Source organism: Pseudomonas sp. WMBT8 (genome assembly GCF_050916005.1).
In the GTDB taxonomy this organism is placed as follows: domain Bacteria; phylum Pseudomonadota; class Gammaproteobacteria; order Pseudomonadales; family Pseudomonadaceae; genus Aquipseudomonas.
Genome location: NZ_CP188096.1, coordinates 2,120,879 through 2,139,294, shown reverse-complemented (window position 1 = coordinate 2,139,294; position 18,416 = coordinate 2,120,879). Strand labels below are relative to the sequence as shown.

Below are 18,416 nucleotides of genomic sequence, written 5' to 3'. Positions count from 1 at the left end.
TTATCCCTTCTCGCCCATCAGCCCGGACGGCCGGATCAGCAAAATCAGCAGCATCAGCGCGAACGGAATCGTCGCGGCGACGCTGGACACCTTGAGGGTCATCAGCCCGCCCATCTGCTGCGCCCAGTCACCCGCCCCGACCAGGGCCAGCAGCGACGCCAGGCTGAGGTCCACACCCACGGCGAACGAGGAAATCAGCCCGATCAACAACGAAGCGATCATCGCCCCGGCCATCGACCCCAGGCCGCCAACCACGACCACCACAAACACAATCACTCCCAGCTCCAGGGCCATGTTCGGGTTGGTGGTATAGAAAGCGCCGGCCAACGCCCCGGCCAGGCCGGCCAGGGCCGCGCCGATGCCGAACACCGCCATGAACACCAGCGGCACGTTATGCCCCAGGGCCTCGGCCATTTGCGGACGATGGATGGCTGCACGCACGACGATGCCGACCCGGGTGCGGGTCAACAGCAGGTAGATCAGGCCGAACACCAGCAGCGAGACCACGCCCATCAACAGGCGATAGAACGGATAGTCGGTGCTGAACACCTGGAACGCGGCGAAGTTGAGGAACTCCGGCACCCGGTATTCAACGGAAAAGTTGCCGTAGAACAACTTGATCAGCTCGGCAATGATGAACGTCAGGCCGAAGGTCAGCAGCAGTTCGTGGGCATGCCCATGCTTGTGTACCCGGCGCAGGAAAAAGCGCTCGACGATGACCCCGAGCAGGCCCACCAGCAGCGTCGAAAGCACGACCGCAGCGCTGAAGCCGACAAACTTCTGTAGGGTGTAGGCCAGGTAGGCACCCACCATGTAGAAGGAAGCATGGGCGAAGTTGAGCACGCCCATCATGCCGAAAATCAGCGTCAGACCGGCCGAAACCATAAACAACAGCAGGCCGTAGATCACGCCGTTAAGCAGTGAAACAGTGAGAAATTCCATAGGCGACTCCAGCGTTCGCGATGGACAGAAAGGCGCGCCGAGCGGCGCGCCATGCGGCGTCACTCGGGGCGTTGCATCTGGCAGGCATCCTGCACTGGCGCGGCGGCTTGATCGGCACTGAACGACTTGATCGGCACAAAGCCCATATCAGTGCCGTCGACTTTGTAGCGTGCGTCCTTGGACACCACCGACACCACGAACGGCATCAGCAGTTGGTGATCCTCGGCACGCATGCGCACCTCACCCAATGGGTTGCTATCGCTGGCTTTTTCCAGGGCCAGGGCGAAGCTGCGGGTATTGAGGCGGCCGTCTTCTGCCGCCAGCTTCTTGAGCACATTGCCGACCATCTGCAAGGCAAATACCGTCTGCGGCTCGATATAGGCCGGCAGATGGCCAGTCTTGGCCTGGTACTCGCTGGCAAAACGCTCGCCCTGCTCACCCGCCGCCTCGATATTGAACGGGTGGGACACGTAATGCCCCAGGGCAACATCACCGGCATTGGCCAGGTTGCCCGGTTGGTCGAGGAAGGCGGTACCGAAGCGCAGTTTCAGGCCGGCGGCGCGGCTGGCCTTCATCAACAGCAACAGGTCGTTGCCCCAGTTGCCGGTCAGCACGGTTTCGGCGCCGGAAGCCTGGATACGCGCGATGTAGGGCGAGAAGTCCTGGACCTTCTGCGTGTCGTGCAGGCTTTTGCCGACCAACTGATAACCACCCGCCGCGGAGTTTTCGGTGATGGCTTTTTCCATGTCCAGGCCCCAGCTGTAGTTCTGGTTCATGGAATAGACTTTGCTGCCCAGGGTGCCGGCTTCTTTCATGGCCGCAACCAGGGTCTTGACCCGGATCGGCGCGTTGCCGTTGAAACGGAAGTGGTAGAAGTGGCACTTGCTGCCAGTCAGCTCCAGCGCTTCACCGCCGACGTTGAGGAACACCACTTCCTTGCCTTTGTTGCGCAGGTTGTACTTGCGCACATCTTCAGTAATTTGCCCGGCAGCCACGGATGAAGCGCCCTGGACAATCATTTGCGCGCCGCTACCAATGGCAGCCTTGAGTTTTTCGGAGGCCCCCGCTGGGGTGCCCTGGCTATCGAACTCGAGTAGTTGGATCGGCTCGCCATTCCAGCCGCCTTCGGCGTTCAGCCGTTCGATCTGGAAACGCGTCGCGGCGCGGAACATTTGCCCGGTGGCAGCCGAAGGCCCCGACAGGGTCTCGACCAACGCCACCTTCAAAGGATCAGCGCAGGCGAAACCGGCGAACAGGGTCGTGCCAAGGGTGAGCAGACGCAGCGTGGTCTTGGAGTGCATGGAAACCTCGATTTTTTATTGTTATTTACAATCTGGTAGAACATCAGGCCTAACATGTCTGACCAGTTGGCGAAAACTACGTCAAGCCTGTCCCGAAGTCAAAGCACATGAGTCAAGATTTATGATCTTTTTTGTTACGACCTCAGTTGCAGGCCTTGAGAACAGCCAATCCACCCCGGGATAATTTTTTCAAACACTTGTAAGACCACAGCTCAATCCTTCACTATCAACCGCCATCACTTCGATGCCCGTACCCGTGCTGCCTCCCGGCAGAGGACCGAACAATGAAAAGCGATAACGTGCACCCCAACCAGCCCCTGCCCATGGAGATCGTTCACTGGCTCAGTGGCGAGATCCAGTCCGGGCGGCTGGCCACCGGCGATCAACTGCCCAGCGAACGGCAACTGTGCGAACAGTTTTCGGTCAGCCGCGCGGTGGTGCGTGAAGCCTTGTCGCAACTCAAGTTCGAAGAACTGATCACCACCCAACAGGGCAAGGGTGCATTTGTCGCCAAGCGTGGTGAGCGTCATGCGTTTCGCTTGAAGGAAGTTTCGCTCGGAGAAGCCGACGCCCTGCTGCATATCCTCGAATTCCTGATCACCATCGAAGTGGGCGCCACGCGCCTGGCAGCCTTGCGCCATACCCCCGAAGACCTGAAGAAGATCCGCCAGGCCCTGGTCGGCATGGAGTACGCCATGGTCAATGACCAGTTGGGTGACGAGGAGGATTACGCCTTCCACCAGGCGATTGTCGCGGCCACCCATAACCCGCACTTCAAGTCGCTCAACGAGTACCTCGACCACAGCGTCCGACGCCTGATTCGCGAGGCACGCAGCAACACCGCCGAGATCTACAACGAGCTGATCCAGGACGTGCAGGACGAACACCAGGCGATCTTCCAGGCCATCCAGGCCCGCGACCCGGTGCTGGCAGGCGAGGCCGCCGAGCGTCACCTGCGCAATGCTGCCAAGCGTATGAACATGTACCTGCAGGCCTGATCTGCCTGCAGCACCCTTGACACCGAAAAGCGAAGCCTCCTACCATCCTGTCAGACAACAATAAAATATGTCAGACAGGTTCCTACTTATGAGTCCTACCAGAGCTCTGCCACACATCAGTGGCCAGACCCAACTGATCGGCATCGTTGCCGACCCGATCGCCCATGTAAAAACCCCGCAAGTCATCAACCATAGCGCCGCCAGTCAGGGCCTGGACCTGGTCTGCGTGCCCCTCCACGTGCGCGGCTCGAACCTGCACAAGGTGCTGCTCGGCGTGGCCGGCATAGCCAACCTGCATGGCCTGGTGGTGACCATTCCATTCAAGGAAAGCATCGTTGAGTTGTGCGACGAACTGACCGACACCGCGCGGCAGGTCGGCTCGGTGAATGCGGTACGGATCGAGCCCGAGAGCGGTCGGCTGATTGGAGGCAACTTCGATGGCGAAGGCATGCTCGCCGGGCTGCACCAGCAGGGACACCGGCTGGAAGGCAAGCGTGTGCTGCTGGTGGGGGCCGGTGGGGCCGGCAAGTCGATTGCCTGGTCGATTGCCGGGCAACAACCGGCGCGGCTGGCGATCTACAACCGCTCCCCGGCCCGCGCCGCGGCCCTGCTGGAGCGCCTCGAAACACAGTTCCCCGACGTCGAATTAAGCCTGAGCGACGGCAATGCCCAGGACTTTGACGTGATCATCAACGCCACCTCCCTGGGGCTCAAGGACGACGACGCCCTGCCCCTGGACCCGGGCACCCTGCGGGCTGATGCGCTGGTTTGCGAGGCCGTGATGCGCGCCGCCGATACCGCTCTGCTGGCAGCGGCACGGGCGCGCGGCTGCCGCGTACACCACGGGCAACACATGATTTACGGGCAAATCGTGCAGATCTGCCGCTTTCTGGGGGTTGATCTGCAGCACGAACACCTGGCGCGCATTCTCGGCCCGTGAACCCTGGCATCCTTTCGGAGACAACACCCATGTACGATTTCAACAATCGCGTTCTGCTACTGACGGGTGCCAACGGCGGCATTGGCCGTGAAGTGGCGAAGCTGTTCTATCAATACGGCGCCTCGATGGTGCTCACTGACCTGGACGGCGATGGCCTGGCGGACTTCGCCCAGAAACTCGACGCCAGCGGCGAGCGCGTTGCAACCCTGCGCATGAACGCCGCCGACCCACAAGATTCGGCCAAGGCCGTGCAACTGGCCGTCGAGCGCTTTGGCGGCATCGACTTCCTGGTGCCATCGGCCGGTTTGTACCAGTCACAACCGATTCGCCAGATGACCGACGAACAATGGCGCCAGACCCTGGGCATCAACCTCGACGGCGTATTTTATCTGTGCCAGCGGGCGATCCCGGCATTGCGCGCCAACAGCGCAATCGTCAACCTGACCTCAGTCGCCGCCCACCGCGGTGCGTTTTCCAACGCCCACTACGGCACCTCCAAGGGCGGTCTGCTTAGCCTGACCCGCGCCCTGGCCCGCGAACTGGGCCCGAACACCCGGGTCAACGCTGTCTCCCCCGGCATCATCGAAACCCCGATGACCCAAAGCCTGATCGCCACCCGTGGTAGTGACTCGGTGGAGCAAACGCCGCTCAAACGCCTGGGACAGCCCAGCGAGATCGCCTCGGTGATCGCCTTTTTGTGCAGCAACGGCGCAAGCTTCATGACCGGGGAAGTGCTGCATGTGAATGGGGGGCTGTACATCGCGGGGTGAGCCCCCATCAGCCGGCGGCTGCGATCGCCAGGGCCAGTTGTGCGTCGGACATCAGCGGTGGCGTGTAGGTCGAGCGGTAAAACCTGCACGCCTGCTCGAACTGTGCTCCACGGATCTCGCCATCGGAGCCGATGAACGCCAGGGCATCGCTTTTGGATGATTTGAAAAGCTCTGGAATGTATGAAGTTCCTGCGGTGGCACCCGAGGTAATCACGAAGAGCGCTACCGAGGTGAGCATAAGCGCCCCCTGGAACGGGTTGTTGTTTTCCGCGGCTACCGCCAGATTGCCAACCGATGCCAGGAGGACGATTGCCAGGGATTTGCGCAAATGCATGGGTGATTGCTTCCTTGCGTTCAGATGGGCGCCACGATAACAGAGTTGGGCCATCCACCACGCAGGTGTAGCAAGAGCATGCCCGGGAACGTGTACGACACGCCCCCGGGCACGCTAGATCACGGCTTGAGTTCAAACAACGCCGGCATCGGCGGCCATTCGGAAGGCACCTTGCGAAAGTGGCTGAACCCGGCGGCTTGCGCCATTTGCCGTGCGCGCTTCTCGCCCATGAACGCCCCCAGCCCTGCCCCGCCGTGGGACAGTGAACAGGTCATGCAGTACAGGGTGCTCTGCGGGTACATCACTCGACCGAACAGGTTCATGTTCTCGTGAAGCTCATCGGACAGGTTGAGCTCAACCATCAGGTAGGTGCCGTCTTCGGCCGTCGCTGCGCGCAGGTCCTTGAGCATCTGCTGGGGATCGGTGGCATCGTGGATCACCACAAAGGTGGTCACAAAGTCGAATTGCTGGCCTCGCAGGGCATCCGAATCGTTCACTTCAAATTGCACCCGGTCACCGACCCCGGCGGCCTTGGCGTTGGCCCGTGCCAGTTCGATGGAAGGCAGGTGGAAGTCGCAGCCGACAATACGGGCCTCAGGGTACGCCTTGGCCATGGTGATCGCCGCCAGGCCAGCGCCACAGCCGAAATCCAGCACGCTGCCGCCGGTCTTGAGTTTTTCTTCAACACCGTCCAGGGAGGGAATCCAGTGCTGGACCAGGTAGTGCTTGTACCAAGGCATGGTCATGCGTTCCATGCCTTTCCAGGTTTCCAGCGGAAACGCCTCTTCAGCGCAACCACCGCCATGGCGAAAGGCTTCGATGACCTTGGGCGCCATGCTCACGAACGGCACACTCAGCTGGATGATCCCCCCGGCAAAATACGGCGAGTCTTCGTCGGCGAGTACCGGCACAAACTCGGCGGGCATCTGGTAGCGGCGGGTTTGCGCGTCGTACGTCACATAATTGCCGGTAACCATGCTGCCCAGCCATTCGCGCAAATAGCGTTGGTTGTAGCCACTCTTTTGCGCCAGTTGCTCCAGGGTCACGGCCTCGCCGTCGGCCAGTGTCTTGAACAAGCCAAGCTGGTCGCCGATGTAGAGCATCGCACCGCGCAGCGTGTTGCCGTAATCCTCCATGATCCGTGCGGAAAACTGCTGGACCTTGGCTTTATCAACTTCCATAACGTTTGACATCTGTCTCTCCTTGATAAGATTGCAAGCCTTCTCAGTAAGCAATAGTCAGCGGGCCGTCACGTTGGACAGCACGTTATCGACAATGCGTTCGGACATCCCCAGATGGCTTCGGGGCTCGAACAGCCGCGCCAGGACGCCTGCATCCATGACAGCGACAACCCGGGCATCGGCCTCGATCGCCGTGCGGATCGACACGTGATCGCGCTGGCTCGCCTGGGACACTTCGAAGATGATCTGGTAGGCACTGCTCTTGCCGAGCTTGCGGGCCATTTCGAACACCACGGCTTCGGTGCAGATCGCATCGCCATAGGCCTGGGCGGTGCATTCCATCTTCTTGACGTTAACGGTCAGCCCGTCGATGGTCTCGGTCAGGATCGAGAGTGCCATCAACGCATAGTGCGAAACGTCCGCCACCGCACACCATTCCAGGCGTGTGCCACGGTAATCGCGCTCGTGTTCGAGGATCATCGCATCCAGCGCCAGCATGACCTGGGCCTTGGCCAACCGCGCCAGGACCACGACCTGCTCGCAGCCTTCGGGGTTGCGCTTGTGGGGCATGGTGCTGCTGCCAATCTGCTGGTCGCTCCAGCCCACTTCAACTTCGCCGATTTCCCAGCGATTGAGCGTGCGGATTTCGTCGGCCACGCGGGCCAGCGATGCCGTGACCATGGCCAAGGTGCTGACGAACTCTGCGACACGGTCTCGGGACACATGCCATCCCGCCAGGGGCACTTGCAGCGACAAGCGCTGCGCGAAGCGCTCAAGCATAGGCATCGCGTGCGGACCAAACGCTGCCATCGTGCCGACTCCACCAAACAGCTGCACCACCAGTACTCGCTGGCGGGCCTCGGCCAGGCGCTGGCGGTGGCGCAACAGTTCGTCGATCCAGCCGGCGACCTTGAGTCCGAAGGTGGTCGGCAACGCAGGGATCGAATGGGTCCTGGCGACCATCAGCGAATCACGGTGCGCATCGGCCAGCGTCGACAGTTTGCCCAGCAAAGTCTCCAGGGCCAGGTCCATCGCGTCGAGGACGTCGCGCATTTCCAGGGACTGGGCGGTGTCCTGGATGTCCTGGGTGGTGGCGCCGTAGTGCACGAATTCACGGGCACTCGGGCTGCAGTTTTTTTGCAGGGCGCTCAGCAATGGCATCAGCGAATGGCCGGTGGCAGCCACGCCCTCGGCCAGCTGGCGCACATTGATACCCGACAGCAAGGCGGCTTTTTCGATTTCCAGGGCCGCCTCGCGCGGGATGATATTGACATCGGCCTGGGCCATGGCCAGCGCGGCTTCCACATCCAGCCAGCGCTGCAAGCGGCAGTGACTGCAGAAAATCTTGCGGCTCTGCGGGCCGGCATAGCCTGAGCCATGGGTTTTCGAGTCGAGAATGTGGCTGTGTTCGTGGCGGCATTGCTCGCCGTCATGACCAAGGCCGAGGTGTTCCGAACGTGCGGTGCAAGACGCACGGGCTGCCATTTCCATCGTTTGCGAATCCATCACATACCCTCCATCGCGTACTGGGGCTGACCGGGGTTTCCTTGGGTTGCCATCACCGCTTCAAGGCCTTCGCTTGAACAGCGGGGTATTGCTTTGTTCGCCACCAGGTCGACCATCTGTGCTGCAAGCCCGGTGTAAGTGGTCGGGTCGAGCAGGTCGTCGAGCGCTTGGCGGGTAAAACAGCCGTGCAGACGCTTGTCGTTGAGCAGGGCCTGGCGAAAAGAAGCGCCCGCGCCCTGGGCCTGCTGGGCGATTTCGTGGACCAGGTGATGGGCCGTCTGCTTGCCCAAGCGAGGCGCCAGCGCGAGCATCACCCGTTCCGACAGGATCAGCCCGCCCAGCAAATCCAGGTTGCTGCGCATGCGCGCTTCGCGTACATCCAGCCCGGCCAGCAGCACGCCCTCCATACGGGCGAGCAAGGCACCGGCGTAGATGAACAGCTCCGGCAAGGCCGCCCATTCGATGCGCCACGTGGTGCCGTCGCGTTCATGCAGTTGGAACGCCGCATCGGTCAGCGCGAGCATCTGTGCGCGCACCAGCCGCGAAAGCGCGCTGATCAGATCCACCGTCGACGGGTTTTGCTTGTGGGGCATGGTGCTGCTGCCCACTTGCCCTGCCCGGCGGCCTTCGCGCACTTCATCGATCTCGGTGCGCTGCAGGTGGTAGATCTCATTGGCGACCCGGCCCAAGGTCGCCGAAGCCTGGACCAGCAGCCAGGCCGCCTCCAGGATCCGGTCGCGGGCGCTGTGCCAACTGCTCAACGGCGCCCCCAGGCCAAGGCTTTCCAGGGTCCGGCGCTGCACCTCAAGCCCCTGTGGGCCAAACGCCGCCAGGGTGCCCACCGCGCCGGTCAGGTTGCCCACCATTACCCGGGCATAGGCCTCATCGAAGCGCTCAAGGTGTCGATCGATTTCATCGACCCACACCGCGACCTTGTAGCCGAACGTGGTGGGCAGTGCTTGCTGCCCGTGGGTCCTGGCGACCATCGGAGTGTGCTTGTGCCGCAGGGCGAGCGTGAGCAAATGCCCACGAATCCCCCGCAGGCGCTGCAACACCAGGCCCCAGGCATCGCGGACCTGCAAGATAAGCCCGGTGTCGAGGATGTCCTGGGTGGTCACGCCGTAATGCACGTACTCACCCAAGCCATCGGCACACAAGGCCTCCAGGGCGCGAATGGTCGGCACCAGGATGTGCCCGGTTTCCATGCTCTCGCGACCCAAGGCGTCAAGGTCGAGCAGCTCCACACTGGCCACCCGGGCGATTTCCCGTGCCGCTTCGTGGGGGATGATGCCCATCTGCGCCTGGGTCGCCGCCAGCGCGGTTTCAACATCGAGCCACTTCTGCACCTGATTGGCATCAGAGAAGATCGCGGCAAATTCCGGGGACGAGTAAGCGCCCCCGTGGATACGGGACTCTGTTATATGACTCGGCATGTCTGGGTACTCGCGTTGTCCAGGGAGGGCTACTTAACGCGCTGCACGTGTGCCCAGACAGCGTCGTAATAAGCCCTCTCGAGCCGGAAATGCTGGGCCAGGGAGGTCAGGAATGAATTCTGGAACGCGAGGTCCGGAATCCGCCGTGAGATCAGCGCCCACTCACGCTTGGCCCGCGGCGGGACCAGGCTGATATGCACCTCGTAGTACTCCGCGTCGTCCTGGCTCAGGCCAGCGTTGCGCAAGGCGTTGTACAGCTTGCCGTGATTGCCGGGGACCACCAGCTCGGTGATGTAGAACACCGCCAGGCCCCAGCCGACATCCGGGTTGCGAAAGCATCGGGCCCGGTTGTTCAGGTAGGCGACTTCCTCGGGCATGGTCGAGATGGCCTCGAAATCGGCAGACAAGCCCACGGCGCCGAGGAGCTTGGCCAACAGCCGGGGGTGGGAGCGCTGCTCGTCCTCTTCGCCCAGCTCGCCGTACAGGTAACGGCCAAGCGCGGCCGCCTCGTCCACGTCGGTCAGGTTGACCAGCAAGTCCGCGGCATCGCGGTACAGGCGGAAGGTGCGGAACCACTGGTGATGCAGGAACACCTGCAGTTGATCACGGGAGGCCTTGCCTTCAAATATGTACTGCGACATCGGGTGGTTTTCCCGCGACTGCGCGGCGATCTCTTCTTCCAGGCGCTGCTGGAAACCGGCTTCGGACAGGGGCGATGCCAGGTCCGCAGACGGCATGAAGCGCTCTTGCACGCTATAGATGGCATTGGCCAGCCAGCGCCGGGTCGAGGCTGTCGCAACGTCATCGCTCAGCGACAGGATGTACAACAGTTGCTGGCACTGCGCGGCGTTCGCAGCATCGCCCTGGTGGCCCGATTCACACAGGGCGCGCAGCATATTGGCAGCGATTTCGATGCGGTTGAACGTCGCATCGGGTTTGAGCGCCTCGGCCAACAGGCGGGCTTCAGCGGTGTGAATATTCTGCAATTGCGGCAACGAGAAATTACGTGGGCTCATCATGTGCTCCATTTTTTTGTTCTGGGGTCGCTGGGAGGATCACGCGGACAGGCGTTGTGCCTGCATCTGCTGCCACAGGCTGTCGAAGTAGGCCTTGTTGATCTCGAAGTGACGCTTGAGCGCACGCATGAACGTGCGCTGGAAGCCGTCGTCGCTGGCGAACTTGGCAATCAGAGCCCACATTTCCTCGGTATCGATCTCATCCTGGGTGCCGTGCAGGCGGTGGAATTCACTAGGCCCCTCTGGCACATCGAGGCGCTGCAACAGCTCATAGATGCGCCGATGGTTGACGCAACTGACCGACTCGACGGCGTACAGCAGCGCCAGTCCCCAGGCCACATCGGTGTGGCGCACACAACGAATGCGATTGTTCAGGTAGGCCTTTTCCAGGGGATGCAGTGCCGGGAAATCGATTGCCAACGGAATATCGAAATACTCCATGAGGTGGGCCAGCATCGCCGGGTGCGAGCGCTCAGGTGTCTCCGCCCCCGCTTCGCCGTAGAGGTTGCGGTAAAACACCGAGGCGTCCTCGATGGCTTCGAAGCGAAAGGCCAGTTCCGCCAACAGGCTGTAGAAGTTGTAGGAGCGGGTCCAGTGGTGTTCCAGGAAGAAACGCACGTCTTGCGCAGGCGGCGTGCCCTGGAACAGGTGCAGCGACATGGGGTGGTTGACCCGGCTGCGAGCGGCGATTTCTGCGTCGACCTGCTTGCGGAACTCATCCACCGGCAGCGCGGTGAAACTTGGCAGGTCGGCGGCGAACTCATCTTCGACGCGGTACACCTCACTGGCCATCCAGCGCCGGGTCGGCTCGGTGCGCGGATCGCCGGGAATGTGCAGTTGCAGCAGTGCTGACTGGTAGTGGGCGTAGGCGCCGGTGTCTCCCGACAGGCCTTGGCGGGTCAGGGCGAGCAGCGCGTCCAGCGCGCCAGTGACTTGGGCGTATTGCGCGCCGGGCTTTAAAGCATCAGCCATCAGCGCCGAAGCGTTGTTGCACTGATGGGCGTCCGAGCGTTGTTGCAGGGTAGCAGTATCCATTGATAACCCCTTGATCCTTGTTTTTATGATTTTTTGCGTACTCGAAAAAAAAGCCTAAAGGTTCCTCCAGTGGCAAGGTCAATACCTGTAGGACAATTCTTTTTAATAGAGTTGAAACAGCCAGCATCCATTGGTGATTCACTCGCCGATGGCTGACCAACGGCGAGGTGAACAGGCTTCAGGACGCCGCGGGAACCGTCACAAGAAATGGCACGGTACGAATCTGGTCGCCGCCCTTGAATTGAATCCACAAGGCGTAAGGGCCCGCATGCGCAGGTTTGGCATGCAGCATCAACTGCGCCGACACCGCGCCTGGCTCGCCATGCCCGGCGTGGGCGGCCTGCCCTGGCATTGGCGCCGCCATGGCATGCGCGTGCACGTAGTCCAGCTCATCGGTACTGACGAACACCGCATGGGCCGCCACCCCCAGGTAGGTGTCCAGGTCCTGGGCCGGCTTGCCATCCTTGAGCACCGTCAGCGACATCATGCTTTCGCTGCCGGCACGCAGGGCCGAAGTGTCCAACTTGACCGTGTAGGGCCCATCGCTACCCTGCTCCGGTTTGGCCGGCGCCTGGGCCACCGCCTCGGTGGCGCCCTGCACCGGCACCTCGAAGCGCACCACCTGCTGGCCGAGCCCGCTCGGTACGGCATCGGCATAGACGTAATAGGTGCCCGGCCGAGGAAACTTCATCGCGACCTTGAAACGACCGTCAGCGCCCAGCTTGGCCGCATGCTCATGGATAAAGCTGGTGAAATGGCTGTCGGTCGCCAGCACATGAAGGCGCTGGGTCAGTTCTTCGTCAAACTGCACGATCGGTTGCCCGGTGGCCTTGTCGGTAAAGGCGATCGACAACTCACGTGTCAGCGGCCCGGTTTCCTTGACGATCAGCGCTCCCACGGCCTTTTCACTCTCGCCGGGCAAGGCGAACGTGCCTTTGATGCTTTCCTGGGCTGCCATCGACGGCATTGCCGCCGCGCCTAGCACTGCCAGGCCAACGGTCAGAACCTGCTTGGTATCCATATGGGTGACTCCTCATTCGATAAATGGTGGCTTGCGCCAGGAAATCTGCCGCCTCGCCGTCCTTCGCCGAACACCGCAAGCACAGCGCTTGCGTACAACAACGGCGTCTAACGCAGCGCCGCAGCGCCGCTGCACACCTGCCCCGCCTGCTCGCAGATCTGCCAGCCACCGCCGAGCGCCTTGTAGATGCCGACCACCGCCAAGCGCTGCTCGGTGCGCGCCACGGTCAGTGCGCGGCGGCTGGTGAAGTCCGCGCGCTCTGCCTCCAGTACGTCCAGGTACACCCCCTCACCGTCCGTGAAGCGCGTGCGGGCCAACCTCGCCGCCTCGCGATTGGCCGCGGCCTCCAGCAGTCGCAGGCCCAGGGTGCTGCCCGCCGCACTGTTGGCCTGGAACGCGTCATCGGTTTCCTGCAGGGCGCGTAATACGGTCTGGTCGTAGCTGATCAATGCCGCCTGGGTGCGCGCCTCGCTGGCGGCAATCCGCGCACGTACGCGCCCAGTGTCCAGCAGCGACCAGCGAATGACTGGTGCAATAAAGTTCGACTGCATGCCCGAATCGCCCAAGGCGCCGAGGCTTCCGGCCAGCAGGCCGATGGAGCCCTGCACCTGGATGTCCGGATACAGACCGGCTGTTTCCACGCCGATCTGCGCGGTCTCGGCCGCCAGCACACGTTCGGCTGCGGCGATATCGGCGCGCCGGGCCAGCAAGCCGGCCGGGTCGCCCACCTGCAGGGTGCGCAGGTTCAAGGTCTCACGACCGGGCCTGGCCTGCGGTGGCTTGAACCCTTGCGGCGCCTGCCCCAGCAAGACCGCTAGTGCATTGGTAGTGGTTGCGCGACGCCGCTCAAGGCCGGGGGCGACCGCCTCGACATTGCGCAGCAAGGCCTCGGCTCGCAGCCGATCGAACTCGGTGGCGGCCCCCACACTGACCAAGTGCTCCACCAGGCCCAGGCTGTCGCGCTGGCTTTGACTGATGTCCGCCACCACCGCCTGCTCGGCTTCGACTCCTTGCAGCTCGAACCAGGTCGCGGCAACCGTGGCGGCAACGCTCGCCTGTACGCTGCGCAGCAACGCCTGGCGCGAGCCCGCCTGGGCCTGCGCGGCCTCCACCGAGCGCCGGACGCGGCCAAACAAGTCGATTTCCCAGGCGGCATCCAGCGCTGCGCGCGTGGTTTCAAGGGAGCGCTGCTGGCCGGACGGCGTCTCGACTTCGCTGCGCTGTCGGTGCTCATACCCTAACGCGGCACCGCCGCTGGGCAAGAAGCCCTGGCGGCTCTCGCGCAGCATCGCCTTGGCTTCGTCGAGCCGCGCGGTGGCGATGCCGATATCGTGGTTGGCCGCCAGCGCCTGCTGGATCAGTTGGCTGAGGGCCGGCTCATCGAACACACGCCACCACTGCACCTCGACATCGCCCGTACCGAGACCGGCGATGGGTGCGCCGAAGCTCGCCGGCCGTTGCGCGGCGGGCAGCACCGGCGCGGAATAATCGGGCCCGACTGCGGTGCAGCCAGTCACCAGGAGCGACGACAACAGAAACGCTTGATAGGCCAATCTCATGACGCGCTCTCCTCCAATTGCAGCTTGGGACTCGCGCCCTTGCGCTGCAAACGCAGGGCAAGGCTGCGCATCACCACATAGAACACCGGCGTCAGGAACAGACCGAACAGCGTCACCCCCAGCATCCCGGCAAACACCGCAACCCCCATGGCATGGCGCATCTCGGCCCCGGCTCCGCTGGCAAATACCAGCGGCACCACGCCAGCGATGAACGCCAGCGAGGTCATCAGGATCGGCCGCAAGCGCAGTTGGCACGCGTGGATAACCGCTTCCAGCGGGCTGGCGCCTTCGGCTTCAAGGCTGCGGGCAAACTCGACAATCAGGATCGCGTTTTTCGCCGCCAGCCCCACCAGCACCACCAGCCCGATCTGCACGAACACGTTGTTGTCGCCGTCCACCAACCAGACACCAATGATCGCGCTGAGCAGACACATGGGCACAATCAGCAAGACCGCCAGGGGCAGCAGCCAGCTGTTGTACTGCGCGGCCAGGATCAGGTAGGCCAGCAACACACACAGCGGGAAAATAAACAGGGCCGATGACCCGGCGAGCTTTTGCTGGTAGGTCAAGTCCGTCCATTCAAAGGTCACGCCCTCGGGCAGCACCTCCTGCGCCAGGCGCTCCATGAGCGCGACGGCCTGCCCCGAACTGACCCCCGGCATCGATCCGCCGGAGATGTCGGCCGAGGGGTAGCCGTTGTAGTGAATCACCCGATCGGGTCCGGAACTCGGTGTAACGGTGACAAACGCCGACAACGGCAGCATGTCCCCGGCCGCGTTGCGCACCTGCAGGCGGCCGATGGCTTCGGCCTGCATGCGGTGGTCCGCGTCGGCCTGGGCCGTCACCTTGTAGGTGCGGCCGAAACGGTTGAAGTCGTTGACATACAGCGAACCGAGGTAGACCTGCAAGGACTCGAACACATCCGCCAGCCGCACCCCCTGGCTCTTGACCTGGGTGCGGTCGATATCGACATTCAACTGAGGCGCGTTGACGTCAAGGCTGGTCATCAACCCGGCGACCTGGCCCGACTCGGTGGCTTTGGTCATCAGTACCTGGGTCTGCTGCACCAGAGCCTGGAGCCCGACCCCGCCACGGTCCTCGACCTGCAGCTTGAAGCCGCCGGTCACCCCAAGGCCGGGCACTGGCGGCGGAGGGAATACGCCGAGGAAACCGTCGGGAATGTTCGCGAACTTGGCTTGCAGGCGCCCGGCGATGGCAACCGCCGCCATGTCCGCAGAGGTACGCTCTTTGAACGGATCAAGCATGATGAACATCACCGCGGCATTCGGTACGTTAACGAAGCCGTTGACCGACAACCCAGGGAATGCCACCACGCTTTCGACCCCTGGTTCATCCAGGGCGATTTTCGACATTTGCCGCACCACTGCGTCGGTGCGATCCAGGGAGGCCGCGTTGGGCAATTGGGCGATGCCTACCAGGTAGTACTTGTCTTGCATCGGTACGAAGCCCGCCGGTACAGCACTGAAGCCGAACCAGGTCAGCGCCAGCAACCCACCATAAACCAACAGCGCCACGCCGCGACGGCCCACCACCTTGCGCACCGTGTTGCCATACGCCTGCGGTGCCCGCTGGAACGGCCGGCTCAGCACCTGCACCAGGTGCGCGGCGCGACCGCGCAGGCTACGCGGATCATGTACCACGGCGGCACCGCGCGGGCGCAGCAACAGTCCGGCGAGTGCCGGGCTGAGGGTCAGGGAGTTGACCGCCGACAGGATCGTGGAAATCGCGATGGTCAGCGCGAACTGCCGATAGAACTCACCTTGCAAGCCACTGAGGAAGGCCGTGGGGATGAACACCGCAGCCAGTACCGAGGTGATCGCAATGATCGGCCCGGTCACCTCGCCCATCGCTCGTCGCGCAGCCTGCGTCGGCTCCTCGCCGTTCTCGATATGCCGCTCGACGTTCTCCACCACCACGATTGCATCGTCGACCACGATCCCGATGGACAGCACCAGGCCGAACAACGACAGGGTATTGAGGGAAAAGCCCATCAGATGCATGACCGCAAAGGTGCCGATAATCGACACCGGCACGGCCATCAACGGGATCAGGGATGCGCGCCAGTTACGCAGGAACACCACCACCACCAGGACCACCAGCAGGATCGCTTCCATCAGGGTGATGGCCACTGACTCCAGCGATGCACGCACAAACACTGTCGGGTCATAGGCAATCCGCGACACCATCCCCTCGGGGAAGTTGGCCTCCAGGCGCTGCATGGTATCGCGCACCGCCTGCGCCACATCGAGCGCGTTGGCGCCCGGGCTCTGGATGATCTGCAAGGCAACGGCCGGCTCGCCATCCAACAGGCTGCGCAACGCGTACGCATCGGCGCCCATTTCCACACGGGCCACATCGCGCAGGCGCGTCACCTGGCCGTTATCGCCGGTGCGGATGATGATGTCGCCAAACTGCTCCTCGTCCGTCAGGCGCCCGAGGGTATTGACCGTGACCTGGAATGCCGCACTGGAGTCAGGCGCCTGGCCGACCGAGCCGGCCGCCACTTGCACGTTCTGCTCACGCACGGCGCTGATCACGTCGCCTGCGGTCAAGCCACGGGCGGCGATCAGGTCCGGGTCGAGCCACAGACGCATGCTGTACTCGCCCGCCCCCCACACCAGCACGTCGTTGATCCCCGGAATCCGCGACAGCTCATCGCGCACCTGGAGGTAGGCATAGTTGGAGATATAGAGCGGGTCGTAACGTTGGTCAGGCGACAGCAGGTGGACCACCATGAGGATGTCCGGGGAGGTCTTCTGCGTGACCACGCCGAGGCGCTGTACCTCTTCGGGCAAACGCGGCAGGGCCCGCGAGACGCGGTTTTGCACCTGGATCTGCGCCATGTCCGCGTTGGTGCCCTGGGCAAACGTTGCGGTCAGGATCATGCGGCCATCGGTCGCCGATTGCGACGTCATGTACAGCATGCCCTCGACCCCGGTGATCACCTGCTCAAGTGGCGCCGCCACCGTCTCGGCGATCACCTGGGGGTTGGCGCCCGGATAGGATGCGGTCACTTGCACGGTGGGCGGCGTCACGGCGGGGTATTCGCTGAGCGGCAAATGAAAGAAGGCCACGATGCCAGCGATCATCATCAACACCGACAGCACGATGGCGAAGATCGGCCGGTCAATGAAAAAGCGTGGGAAGCTCATTGCACGCCCCCCATGACCAGCGGTGCATCCAACGGCGCGCCGTCGATGTTGGCGGCCAGCGGCGTCACCTGCATGCCGGGGCGCACCAGCCCCTTGACCACAATGCGCTCACCCGGCTGCAGGCCCTGCTCAATCACCCGCAGGCCGTTGGCCATCGGCCCCAGCTCGACGGGACGGTATTCGGTCTTGTCGCCTGCGCCGACCACCAATACATAGCGGCGACCCTGGTCAGTGCCGATGGAGTGGTCGGCCACCAACACCCGGGGTTGCGGCGCGCCGGTGTCCAGCTTGACCTTGGCGAACAGCCCCGGCGTCAGGCGCCCGTCGGGGTTATCGACCACTGCACGCGCACGCACTGTGCCGGTCTTGCGGTCGGCCGCATTCGCCAGGAAGTCCACCCGCCCGGCCCGCGCATAGTTTGCGTCGTTAAGCATCGCCACCATGACCTTGGCGGCCTTTTCCCCCTTGGACGCGGCATCCTCCCGAGTCGCGGCGAGCGAGCGCAGGTAGGTGCGTTCATCGACATCGAAATACACATGCAACGGGTCAATGGAGACGATCGTCGTCAGCGGCGTCACCCCACGGGTGACGTAGTTGCCCTCCGTGACCAGGGCACGGTCCACGCGACCGCTGATGGGCGCGGTGACACGGGTGTAACTCAAATCCAGTTGGGCGGCGTCCAGCGCTGCCCTGGCGGCATCAACCTGGGCCCTGCCGGCGTTCAGCGAAGCAATGGCAGTGTCGAGCCGATCACGCGCCACCACTTTTTTGGCGAACAGTTGCTCGGCTCGGCCATGCTCGGCCTGGGCCAGCAATGCGTTGGCCTGCGCCTCACGCAAGCGCCCCTTGGCAGCGTTCAGCGCGGCCTGGAATTCCCGTGGGTCAATCACAAACAAAAGACTGCCCTTGGCCACGGATTGGCCTTCGGGCACGCTGACCTGTTGCAGGTAACCACTGACACGCGGGCGCAGCTCAACCTGCTCAATCGCGGTCAAGGAACCGGTGTATTCGACAAACGGAGTCACCGGCTGCGCAACCACCTCGGCCACCGGCACACCAGGCGGCTTGGCGGCATCAGCCACAGGCGCGCTCTCCTTACAGCCACCCAGCGTGAACACGACAGCTATCGCCACGGCGCCCAGGGTTATTCGCTTGCCGTACATCGTGTACCTCCTTGTAATTTTCAGGACAAACCAACACTTGAGGT

15 protein-coding genes are annotated in these 18,416 nt (G+C 63.0%); 3 read left to right on the top strand and 12 right to left on the bottom strand.

Translation table 11 applies throughout. The annotated features are described in order from the left end of the window. Both ACO77H_RS09985 and ACO77H_RS09980 read right to left on the bottom strand, forming a co-directional pair. Positions 1-942 carry a branched-chain amino acid ABC transporter permease gene (locus tag ACO77H_RS09985; protein WP_432755377.1) on the bottom strand — a complete coding sequence of 314 codons (942 nt, stop codon included), beginning with the start codon at positions 940-942 and terminating at the stop codon, positions 1-3. Positions 943-1,001: 59 nt separating this feature from the next. Continuing rightward, positions 1,002-2,243, bottom strand: coding sequence for a branched-chain amino acid ABC transporter substrate-binding protein (locus tag ACO77H_RS09980; RefSeq protein WP_170043476.1), 1,242 nt, complete (start codon positions 2,241-2,243; stop codon positions 1,002-1,004). A gap of 284 nt (positions 2,244-2,527) precedes the next feature. Here ACO77H_RS09980 and ACO77H_RS09975 point away from each other — a divergent pair, with 284 nt between their 5' ends. The 3 genes from ACO77H_RS09975 to ACO77H_RS09965 all read left to right on the top strand — a co-directional run bounded on the left by ACO77H_RS09975 (position 2,528) and on the right by ACO77H_RS09965 (position 4,951). Next, positions 2,528-3,241: a FadR/GntR family transcriptional regulator gene (locus ACO77H_RS09975; protein ID WP_170043475.1), complete on the top strand. Its 714-nt coding sequence runs from the start codon at positions 2,528-2,530 to the stop codon at positions 3,239-3,241. Positions 3,242-3,329: 88 nt separating this feature from the next. Next, positions 3,330-4,181, top strand: a complete 852-nt coding sequence (locus tag ACO77H_RS09970; RefSeq protein ID WP_432755376.1) for a shikimate dehydrogenase family protein — start codon at positions 3,330-3,332, stop codon at positions 4,179-4,181. A 29-nt stretch (positions 4,182-4,210) separates the two neighbouring features. Next, complete coding sequence (locus ACO77H_RS09965; RefSeq protein ID WP_170043473.1) at positions 4,211-4,951, top strand: SDR family NAD(P)-dependent oxidoreductase; 741 nt, start codon at positions 4,211-4,213, stop codon at positions 4,949-4,951. 7 nt (positions 4,952-4,958) lie between these two features. On the opposite strand, the gene ACO77H_RS09960 is transcribed toward ACO77H_RS09965, so the two are convergent. The 10 genes from ACO77H_RS09960 to ACO77H_RS09915 form a co-directional block, all read right to left on the bottom strand. Further along, entirely contained in the window at positions 4,959-5,285 is a 327-nt protein-coding gene (locus ACO77H_RS09960) for a DUF2388 domain-containing protein (RefSeq protein WP_432755375.1), read from the bottom strand. A gap of 119 nt (positions 5,286-5,404) precedes the next feature. Further along, positions 5,405-6,478, bottom strand: coding sequence for a class I SAM-dependent methyltransferase (locus ACO77H_RS09955; protein ID WP_169956070.1), 1,074 nt, complete (start codon positions 6,476-6,478; stop codon positions 5,405-5,407). Between the two features lie 45 nt (positions 6,479-6,523). Further along, entirely contained in the window at positions 6,524-7,972 is a 1,449-nt protein-coding gene (locus ACO77H_RS09950) for a class-II fumarase/aspartase family protein (protein WP_169956068.1), read from the bottom strand. After that, complete coding sequence (gene purB / locus ACO77H_RS09945) at positions 7,972-9,405, bottom strand: adenylosuccinate lyase (protein ID WP_170043471.1); 1,434 nt, start codon at positions 9,403-9,405, stop codon at positions 7,972-7,974. The genes ACO77H_RS09950 and purB overlap by 1 nt, the downstream gene beginning before the upstream one ends. A gap of 29 nt (positions 9,406-9,434) precedes the next feature. Next, entirely contained in the window at positions 9,435-10,421 is a 987-nt protein-coding gene (locus ACO77H_RS09940) for an HOASN domain-containing protein (RefSeq protein ID WP_169956064.1), read from the bottom strand. A 39-nt stretch (positions 10,422-10,460) separates the two neighbouring features. Next, positions 10,461-11,456 carry an HOASN domain-containing protein gene (locus ACO77H_RS09935; protein ID WP_169956062.1) on the bottom strand — a complete coding sequence of 332 codons (996 nt, stop codon included), beginning with the start codon at positions 11,454-11,456 and terminating at the stop codon, positions 10,461-10,463. A gap of 178 nt (positions 11,457-11,634) precedes the next feature. Continuing rightward, positions 11,635-12,477 carry a hypothetical protein gene (locus tag ACO77H_RS09930; RefSeq protein WP_169956060.1) on the bottom strand — a complete coding sequence of 281 codons (843 nt, stop codon included), beginning with the start codon at positions 12,475-12,477 and terminating at the stop codon, positions 11,635-11,637. Positions 12,478-12,584: 107 nt separating this feature from the next. Then, positions 12,585-14,036 carry an efflux transporter outer membrane subunit gene (locus ACO77H_RS09925; protein ID WP_170043469.1) on the bottom strand — a complete coding sequence of 484 codons (1,452 nt, stop codon included), beginning with the start codon at positions 14,034-14,036 and terminating at the stop codon, positions 12,585-12,587. After that, complete coding sequence (locus tag ACO77H_RS09920; protein ID WP_432755374.1) at positions 14,033-17,209, bottom strand: efflux RND transporter permease subunit; 3,177 nt, start codon at positions 17,207-17,209, stop codon at positions 14,033-14,035. The genes ACO77H_RS09925 and ACO77H_RS09920 overlap by 4 nt, the downstream gene beginning before the upstream one ends. Beyond that, the gene (locus ACO77H_RS09915) at positions 17,206-18,372 is read right to left on the bottom strand and encodes an efflux RND transporter periplasmic adaptor subunit (protein ID WP_170057835.1); all 1,167 of its coding nucleotides are present in this window, start codon (positions 18,370-18,372) and stop codon (positions 17,206-17,208) included. Before ACO77H_RS09915 ends, ACO77H_RS09920 begins: the two co-directional genes overlap by 4 nt. Between the last annotated feature and the right edge of the window lie 44 nt (positions 18,373-18,416).

Bases quoted from the DNA above. Each gene is read 5' to 3' on its own strand.
- ACO77H_RS09985 (WP_432755377.1), bottom strand. From the start codon at position 942: ATGGAATTTCTCACTGTTTCACTGCTTAACGGCGTGATCTACGGCCTG.
- ACO77H_RS09935 (WP_169956062.1), bottom strand. From the start codon at position 11,456: ATGGATACTGCTACCCTGCAACAACGCTCGGACGCCCATCAGTGCAAC.
- ACO77H_RS09960 (WP_432755375.1), bottom strand. From the start codon at position 5,285: ATGCATTTGCGCAAATCCCTGGCAATCGTCCTCCTGGCATCGGTTGGC.
- ACO77H_RS09980 (WP_170043476.1), bottom strand. From the start codon at position 2,243: ATGCACTCCAAGACCACGCTGCGTCTGCTCACCCTTGGCACGACCCTG.
- ACO77H_RS09975 (WP_170043475.1), top strand. From the start codon at position 2,528: ATGAAAAGCGATAACGTGCACCCCAACCAGCCCCTGCCCATGGAGATC.
- ACO77H_RS09950 (WP_169956068.1), bottom strand. From the start codon at position 7,972: ATGGATTCGCAAACGATGGAAATGGCAGCCCGTGCGTCTTGCACCGCA.
- ACO77H_RS09940 (WP_169956064.1), bottom strand. From the start codon at position 10,421: ATGAGCCCACGTAATTTCTCGTTGCCGCAATTGCAGAATATTCACACC.
- ACO77H_RS09965 (WP_170043473.1), top strand. From the start codon at position 4,211: ATGTACGATTTCAACAATCGCGTTCTGCTACTGACGGGTGCCAACGGC.
- ACO77H_RS09930 (WP_169956060.1), bottom strand. From the start codon at position 12,477: ATGGATACCAAGCAGGTTCTGACCGTTGGCCTGGCAGTGCTAGGCGCG.
- ACO77H_RS09920 (WP_432755374.1), bottom strand. From the start codon at position 17,209: ATGAGCTTCCCACGCTTTTTCATTGACCGGCCGATCTTCGCCATCGTG.
- ACO77H_RS09955 (WP_169956070.1), bottom strand. From the start codon at position 6,478: ATGTCAAACGTTATGGAAGTTGATAAAGCCAAGGTCCAGCAGTTTTCC.
- ACO77H_RS09915 (WP_170057835.1), bottom strand. From the start codon at position 18,372: ATGTACGGCAAGCGAATAACCCTGGGCGCCGTGGCGATAGCTGTCGTG.
- ACO77H_RS09970 (WP_432755376.1), top strand. From the start codon at position 3,330: ATGAGTCCTACCAGAGCTCTGCCACACATCAGTGGCCAGACCCAACTG.
- purB (WP_170043471.1), bottom strand. From the start codon at position 9,405: ATGCCGAGTCATATAACAGAGTCCCGTATCCACGGGGGCGCTTACTCG.
- ACO77H_RS09925 (WP_170043469.1), bottom strand. From the start codon at position 14,036: ATGAGATTGGCCTATCAAGCGTTTCTGTTGTCGTCGCTCCTGGTGACT.